The sequence below is a fragment of the Arsukibacterium sp. genome (assembly GCF_036735525.1).
GTDB lineage: Bacteria > Pseudomonadota > Gammaproteobacteria > Enterobacterales > Alteromonadaceae > Alishewanella.
Genome location: NZ_DAINOE010000044.1, coordinates 22,525 through 28,835 on the forward strand (window position 1 = coordinate 22,525; position 6,311 = coordinate 28,835).

6 protein-coding genes are annotated in these 6,311 nt (G+C 47.0%); 4 read left to right on the forward strand and 2 right to left on the reverse strand.

The annotated features are described in order from the left end of the window. Positions 1-79: 79 nt before the first annotated feature. From V7D78_RS10190 to V7D78_RS10205, 4 genes are all read left to right on the forward strand, one after another. Positions 80-1,027: a virulence factor BrkB family protein gene (locus V7D78_RS10190; protein WP_333608342.1), complete on the forward strand. Its 948-nt coding sequence runs from the start codon at positions 80-82 to the stop codon at positions 1,025-1,027. Beyond that, positions 1,024-1,461: a D-aminoacyl-tRNA deacylase gene (dtd, locus tag V7D78_RS10195; RefSeq protein ID WP_333608343.1), complete on the forward strand. Its 438-nt coding sequence runs from the start codon at positions 1,024-1,026 to the stop codon at positions 1,459-1,461. The genes V7D78_RS10190 and dtd overlap by 4 nt, the downstream gene beginning before the upstream one ends. 36 nt (positions 1,462-1,497) lie before the next feature. Continuing rightward, entirely contained in the window at positions 1,498-2,412 is a 915-nt protein-coding gene (locus V7D78_RS10200; protein WP_333608344.1) for a bifunctional GNAT family N-acetyltransferase/hotdog fold thioesterase, read from the forward strand. Between the two features lie 123 nt (positions 2,413-2,535). Beyond that, positions 2,536-3,156, forward strand: coding sequence for a restriction endonuclease (locus tag V7D78_RS10205; protein WP_333608345.1), 621 nt, complete (start codon positions 2,536-2,538; stop codon positions 3,154-3,156). Between the two features lie 160 nt (positions 3,157-3,316). Here V7D78_RS10205 and V7D78_RS10210 read toward each other — a convergent pair whose 3' ends face one another. Further along, positions 3,317-5,344, reverse strand: a complete 2,028-nt coding sequence (locus tag V7D78_RS10210; protein ID WP_333608346.1) for a methyl-accepting chemotaxis protein — start codon at positions 5,342-5,344, stop codon at positions 3,317-3,319. Between the two features lie 172 nt (positions 5,345-5,516). After that, the coding region (locus V7D78_RS10215; RefSeq protein WP_333608347.1) for an aromatic amino acid lyase at positions 5,517-6,311 on the reverse strand (795 nt) is incomplete at its 5' end.

A 6,311-nucleotide genomic window follows, 5' to 3' on the forward strand; every position in this document is an offset into this window, starting at 1 on the left:
CAGCACTTAAATCGGCAGTTACTGGCTGTAAAATTGATTATCTAGTATTCTGCTGCAGCAAACTATAGCAGGAGATAATATGCAGCCAGCAAACTGGCACCACAGGCTATTACAGAAGTTAGTGTACAGCGTGCAGCAAAGCCGTGACTTTATTTTGCGCTATATACAGCGTTGCCAGCAGGATCAAGTGACCATTATGAGCGGCTATTTAGCTTATATTTCGTTATTGTCACTGGTACCGCTGATTACCGTGATGTTTTCAATGCTACAAGCCTTTCCAATGTTCGCTGATTTTCGTAATAGTATTGAAGCCTTTATTTTTGCCAACGTCATCCCCTCACGCGGCGAAGAAATACAAAGCTACATTAATCAGTTTATTGGTAATACCGGCGGTATGACAACGGCTGGGATACTGGCGCTGTTAGCGGTTGCCCTACTGCTGATCCATAACATTGATAAAACGCTGAATAAAATTTGGCGAGTGAGTAAGCGGCCCAGGCCGATTATTTCTTTTTCTATTTACTGGATGATCTTAACCCTGGGCCCAGTCTTATTTGGCTCCTCTATCGCTGTTACGTCTTATCTGATCACATTAACGCGTTTTGCTGATGATTATACGCCCGGTATGTCGACGTTCTTGTTGGGACTCTTTCCTTATCTGATGTCCTTGCTGGCGTTTTTTATCTTATACCTGGTGGTGCCAAACGTAAAAGTCAGGGCTCGCCATGCCTTGTTTGGCGCTTTACTGGCGATGTTGCTGTTTGAATTATCCAAGCGGGGTTTTGCGCTCTATGTCACCCAATTCCAAGCCTATACCACACTTTATGGTGCTCTGGCCTTAGTGCCTATTTTATTTGTTTGGGTGTATTTGTGTTGGATGGTAGTACTCTTGGGGGCCGAGCTAACCGCTATGCTGCAGCGGCAGGATCCAAGCATTGCTTTAACGGACGATGTCAGCCCTGACAATGGTGCTGATACTGAAGATTACTATGTTGCTGAACCACAGAAGGATAATCTGTCGAAATGAAAGCATTAATTCAGCGCGTTAGAGCGGCCAGTGTCAGTAGTCAGGGGCAGTTATTAGCGCAGATAGATCAAGGATTACTGGTATTGTTAGGGGTAGAAGCAACAGACCATCAACAGCAGGTGCTCAATCTGGCTCACAAAGTTTGCCATTACCGGGTGTTTAGTGATAGTGACAGTAAAATGAACCTGAATGTGCAACAGGTGTCAGGAGCGCTGTTAGTGGTGTCACAATTCACACTGGCTGCAGACACTAAAAGTGGTTTAAGGCCAAGTTTTACGCCTGCTGCAGCACCGTCATTGGCCGAGCAGTATTATTTGCAATTTATTGATGCTTGCCGCGCTTATGGTGTGCAAGTAAGCACTGGTCGTTTTGGTGCGGATATGCAGGTAAGCTTAGTTAACGATGGTCCTGTCACTTTTATGCTGCAATGCTAAGGCTGTGTTTAAGTTTAGCAAAATGAGTACTTCTGCATGAACAAATCCGGTTTACGTCATGCCACTATGCTGGCCCCTAACACACCAGAGCAATGGCAGTCTTATTATACGCTGCGCTGGCAAATATTACGTGCACCCTGGCAGCAACCGGTGGGTTCTGAACGTGACTCACTCGAAGAGTCTGCAGTACACCGCATGATTCAAACCGCCAAAGGGGAAGTGGTAGCAGTAGGCCGTCTGCATATGCTACCAGATGCGGTAGCACAGATACGCTACATGGCGGTGGACGATGCCTGGCAAGGGCAAGGGGCCGGCGCACTTATATTACGTGAGTTGGAGCAAGAAGCCATAAAGCGTTATTGTCAGTTGCTCACCTTAAATGCCCGCGAGCAAGCTATAGGGTTTTATCAGCGACTGGGTTACCACATTAGCGGTGAAGCGGCGCCCTTGTTTGGTATTCGTCATGTGCAGATGCAAAAACGCCTGTGTTTAGCCGGGCAACCAGCACAGTGGCAGCAATGGTGCCAGCAATTAGCAGACACCTGGCAACAAACTATACCGCTTAGTCAGTTTATGCAGCTTCGCATCACTGAGTGTAATGGTTATCAACTAAGTTGTACTGCGCCTATTGCACCTAATATCAACCTGCATCACACCATGTTTGCCGGCAGCATTTATACCCTGGCCACCTTGACCGGTTGGGGGTTGCTGTATTTGCAATTACAGGCTCAGGGGCTTTCTGGAGCTCAGGTGCTGGCCGATGCTCGTATTCGTTATCGAAAACCTGTCAGCAGTGCGCCGCTTGCAATTTGTAGGCTCAGTGATGTTCGTGGTGACTTAACGGTGCTGCGTCAGGGGCAAAATGCCCGGCAGCAACTGCAAGTTGAGATTCGTTGCGAAGGCGAATTATCTGCAGAATTTACCGCTGATTATGTGGTGCTGGCGCGGTAATAGCGCCCACTAACCGCCATAAAAGTTATCGCCACAACATATCAAACATTTATCATGTGTTTATCAGGTTTTTTTTTGCCGCCCGCGCATAATCGGATGATGAAATTTTGCGTCGAGGCAATTATGTATAACAACAAATGGATCCTTGTGTCGTCAATCAGTACTATTCTGGGCATCCTGTCAGGTGGATGTTATTTGTTTTTTGCAGAACACTCACTGCTACTCACCGACAGAACCCTAACCTTAAACGCCTTTTGGTCAAGTTTTATGGTGTGGGCCTTTGTGGTGATGTTTATTTGTGCTCTCTGTTGTAATGTTATGGCATTTTTAGCGTTGGAGCAGTCACCTGGCAGTTGGGGTAATGCGTTACTTCAACGCAGTGACCCCTTGCAACGTCAGCAACAATTTTTGACGGAGGCTGAGCGGTTTTTGCTACGTGATGGGCGTTGGCAGCCGCAAAGCGCTAGCTTTAGTACAGACTACCGTTGCTTAACTGGTGCGACAGACACTTTGGTTTATGTGCAATTGACACTGCACCCTGTAGACATAAATCAAATCAGGGCAATGTTTCAACAAATGCTGGCAGCTGATTTCAATCAGGGCTTAGTCATTAGCTATAACGGCTTTACCAACCAGGCTTGTATTTTTGCTCAGGAAGCCAAGATCAGTTTATTGGACAGTAGAAGCCTAAAAAAACAGCAAAAACGGCTCAGAGCACAACAATTTGCACTTATTAAGGTTTAATATCATATTTTCATCAGGTTTTTGTCGTCAATTTTAGCCATATTAAACCGGTGAAAGGAATCAATATAAAAAAATGGATTAGCGTCACTTCCTGCATGGCTGGCTTTTGCCAGCCTTTTTCTTAGCACTTATTAATCGCCTGTTTATCGCTCAAGCAAACTTACCCAATCTTAAATCTTGCGGCGGCCTGCTGTAATTTAAGAGCCAGTTGAGCCACTTCTGCACTATGCTGCAAGGTGCGCTCAGCTTTATCGGTACTGCTATCAGCCAATTGCACCATGGCGGTCATATTATCATTTATAGCTGAGCCCATTTTAAGTTGTGCTGTACTGGCGTGATTGACCTGATTACTGATAGCTAAGGTTTGAGCAATTGCCTGACTTATTTGTTGCAGCGCCGCCACCAGCTGCTCTGTGGTAGCAACACAACCTTCTGCTTCACTATTTCCTGCGCTGACTGCGGCCACGGCTTGTTTGCTTTGTAATTGCAAATGTTCAATCATCTGGCGAATTTCATTGGTTGCTTGTTGTGTGCGGCCTGCCAGAGAACGCACTTCGTCAGCCACTACAGCAAAGCCGCGCCCTTGCTCACCAGCCCGCGCAGCTTCAATCGCCGCGTTTAACGCTAACAAGTTTGTCTGTTCGGCAATACTACTGATGGTAGTCAGAATGCTGCCAATATTGGTCGATTCATCATTGACCCTATGCATCAGCTCACTGGTGGCGGTTAATTTTCCCGCCAATGTGCTGATGCGTTGATTATTAGTCGCTGCCAGCTGCTTAACTTGTTCACTCTGGCTCATGGCTTGCTGCATCGAATCACCGGCAGCATTAGCTTGCTCGGCAATGGCTTTCGTATTGTGATTCAGCTGACGGGTTACTTCATTCACCAGACTGATTTGATGCTGCTGTTGCTGCAAAGAATGGCTGATTTCATCCACTTCGGCACTGGATTTACTGGCAGTGCTGCTAAGCTCTGAAGCATTGTGCTGAATATCAGTAATAAGCGTACTTAAGGCGTTGATTAAACTGTTTACCTTGGCGGATAAAGCGCCAAATTCATCCTGTTGTTTTATCGCCAGCTGCCGGGTCAGATCGCCTTTAGCAATATAGCCCAGTATGTGGTTAATGCCGGCTAGAGGTTTTAACATAGCACTAATAGTTAAGTAAGCGGCAGCGGCGGCCAGGGCAATTAACACCACTAATAAAACCACAGTGCGGTTACGCCCTGAAGCCAACGAATCTGAGGTGCGTTGCTGCAACGTAGTAAATTGACTGGCTGCAGCGGCCAGTAGCTGATCTAACTGGCCAATGGCTAGCTCAGATTGCTGCTCTGACAGGTTAAGTTGCTGCCTGGCATCACGCTGTTGTTGCAGTTGAGCTTGTTTTAATGTGACCAAATTATGCTCGGCATGAATGGCTTCACTCAAGCTAGAAAACTGCTCAGTAAAGGTTTCCCATAAACCATCGGTATCCACTTGTTGTAACAGTGATTCCAAATAGCTCAGATTAGATTGTATATCGCTGAGACTAAATGCCAGATTATCGCGATTTTGTTCCAGCGTATTTAAGTCGGTATAGGCGGCCATCTCGCGTGATCCATTGAGTAAGCCCAGAATCTGCCCGTCAATCCGACCAGCTGTGCCGGCAATCACTTCTGTTAAATCTGCATCGCGTGGAACCTCAATTTCAGAAATTTCTATCAGGCTGGCACCCGCTTCGTCAATCAACAGCTCTAACTGCCCCAGTTGCTGCTGTAACAGTAATTCCCCTTTAATACTCCCCAGGCGAGCATTAAACATAGCTGCTACTGCTTCAACATAAAGATGATAATGTTCTGTACTGGCAGAAAGGGGTGCTTTAAACGCATCGACTTCGCCAACCAATTGACTGAAATCGCTAAAAATCTGATCAAAGGCTTGCTGCTCAGACACAAAAGCTTGCTGATAGCGCTCAATACTGGTGCTGTCTTCTGCGGTGTATCCTAGCGCCGAAATTTTCGCTAACTTTAGTAGCTGGATTTGTGCCAGATTGCTTTGTTGCTGCGCCGGAACCGCCAGTTGATTCACTCTGTTGCTAGAATCGGTAACAGTGCTAAAGCTCACTAAGGCTGAGATGCTGGCGAATAATAATAACAAAGCAATAAAACCAAAACCCAGTATTACTTTATGCGCAACTTTTAGTTTCATTACAATCACCTGGCTAAATATAAGGAGGGTATTAAACCGAGAAGATCTTGTATTGCTTTAACATAGTGTAGTGTAGCTTGCCATGCAAGTATTCGCGTTATATGGCCCGGGAATCAGGTTACAATGATTAAAAAGGGCGCTAAAGCGCCCTGAGCATCTAAAGCTGCAGCCTTTAAAAACTGGCTAGCAGCCCCGCTGGTAGCAATGAATTTAAGCTGCCTTCACGCAGTAACTCTGCGCTGGCTTCAATATCCGGCCCAAAATAGCGGTCCTGCTGATAAAAACTTACGTGTTGTCGCAACTGTGATTTCGCCTGCTCTAACAGCTCGGTGCTTTGCAACGGCGCTCTGAAATCCAGCCCTTGCGCAGCGGCCAGATATTCTACAGCCAGCACGCCTGTAGTGTTTTCTGCCATATCAGTGAGTCTGCGCGCAGCAAAGGTGGCCATTGATACATGATCTTCCTGATTGGCCGAGGTGGGCAAACTATCGACACTGGCCGGGTGTGCCAGACTTTTGTTTTCAGAGGCCAGGGCAGCCGCTGTCACCTGAGCAATCATAAAACCACTGTTGACCCCACCATTGGGCACCAGAAAGGCCGGCAATTTGCTCAAACTGGCGTCAATCAGCAAGGCCATGCGCCGCTCAGATAAGGCGCCGATTTCGGCAATCGCCAGTGCCAGATTATCGGCCGCCATGGCAACCGGTTCAGCATGAAAGTTACCACCGGATAAAATATCGTTGTCATCAGCAAACACCAGCGGGTTGTCGGTAACGCCATTGGCTTCTACCGCTAACACTTCTGCCGCCTGACGAATTTGCGTCAGGCAGGCGCCCATCACTTGTGGCTGGCAGCGTAAACTGTATGGATCCTGCACTTTTTCACAATTTTGATGTGATTGTCCAATAGCTGAGCTTTGCTGCAACAAGTGACGGTAAATCGATGCTGCATCAATCTGGCCACGCTG

What these genes read in the sequence shown, in the direction of transcription:
- V7D78_RS10190 (WP_333608342.1), top strand. Translation starts at nt 80, where the DNA reads ATGCAGCCAGCAAACTGGCACCACAGGCTATTACAGAAGTTAGTGTAC.
- dtd (WP_333608343.1), top strand. Translation starts at nt 1,024, where the DNA reads ATGAAAGCATTAATTCAGCGCGTTAGAGCGGCCAGTGTCAGTAGTCAG.
- V7D78_RS10200 (WP_333608344.1), top strand. Translation starts at nt 1,498, where the DNA reads ATGAACAAATCCGGTTTACGTCATGCCACTATGCTGGCCCCTAACACA.
- V7D78_RS10205 (WP_333608345.1), top strand. Translation starts at nt 2,536, where the DNA reads ATGTATAACAACAAATGGATCCTTGTGTCGTCAATCAGTACTATTCTG.
- V7D78_RS10210 (WP_333608346.1), bottom strand. Translation starts at nt 5,344, where the DNA reads ATGAAACTAAAAGTTGCGCATAAAGTAATACTGGGTTTTGGTTTTATT.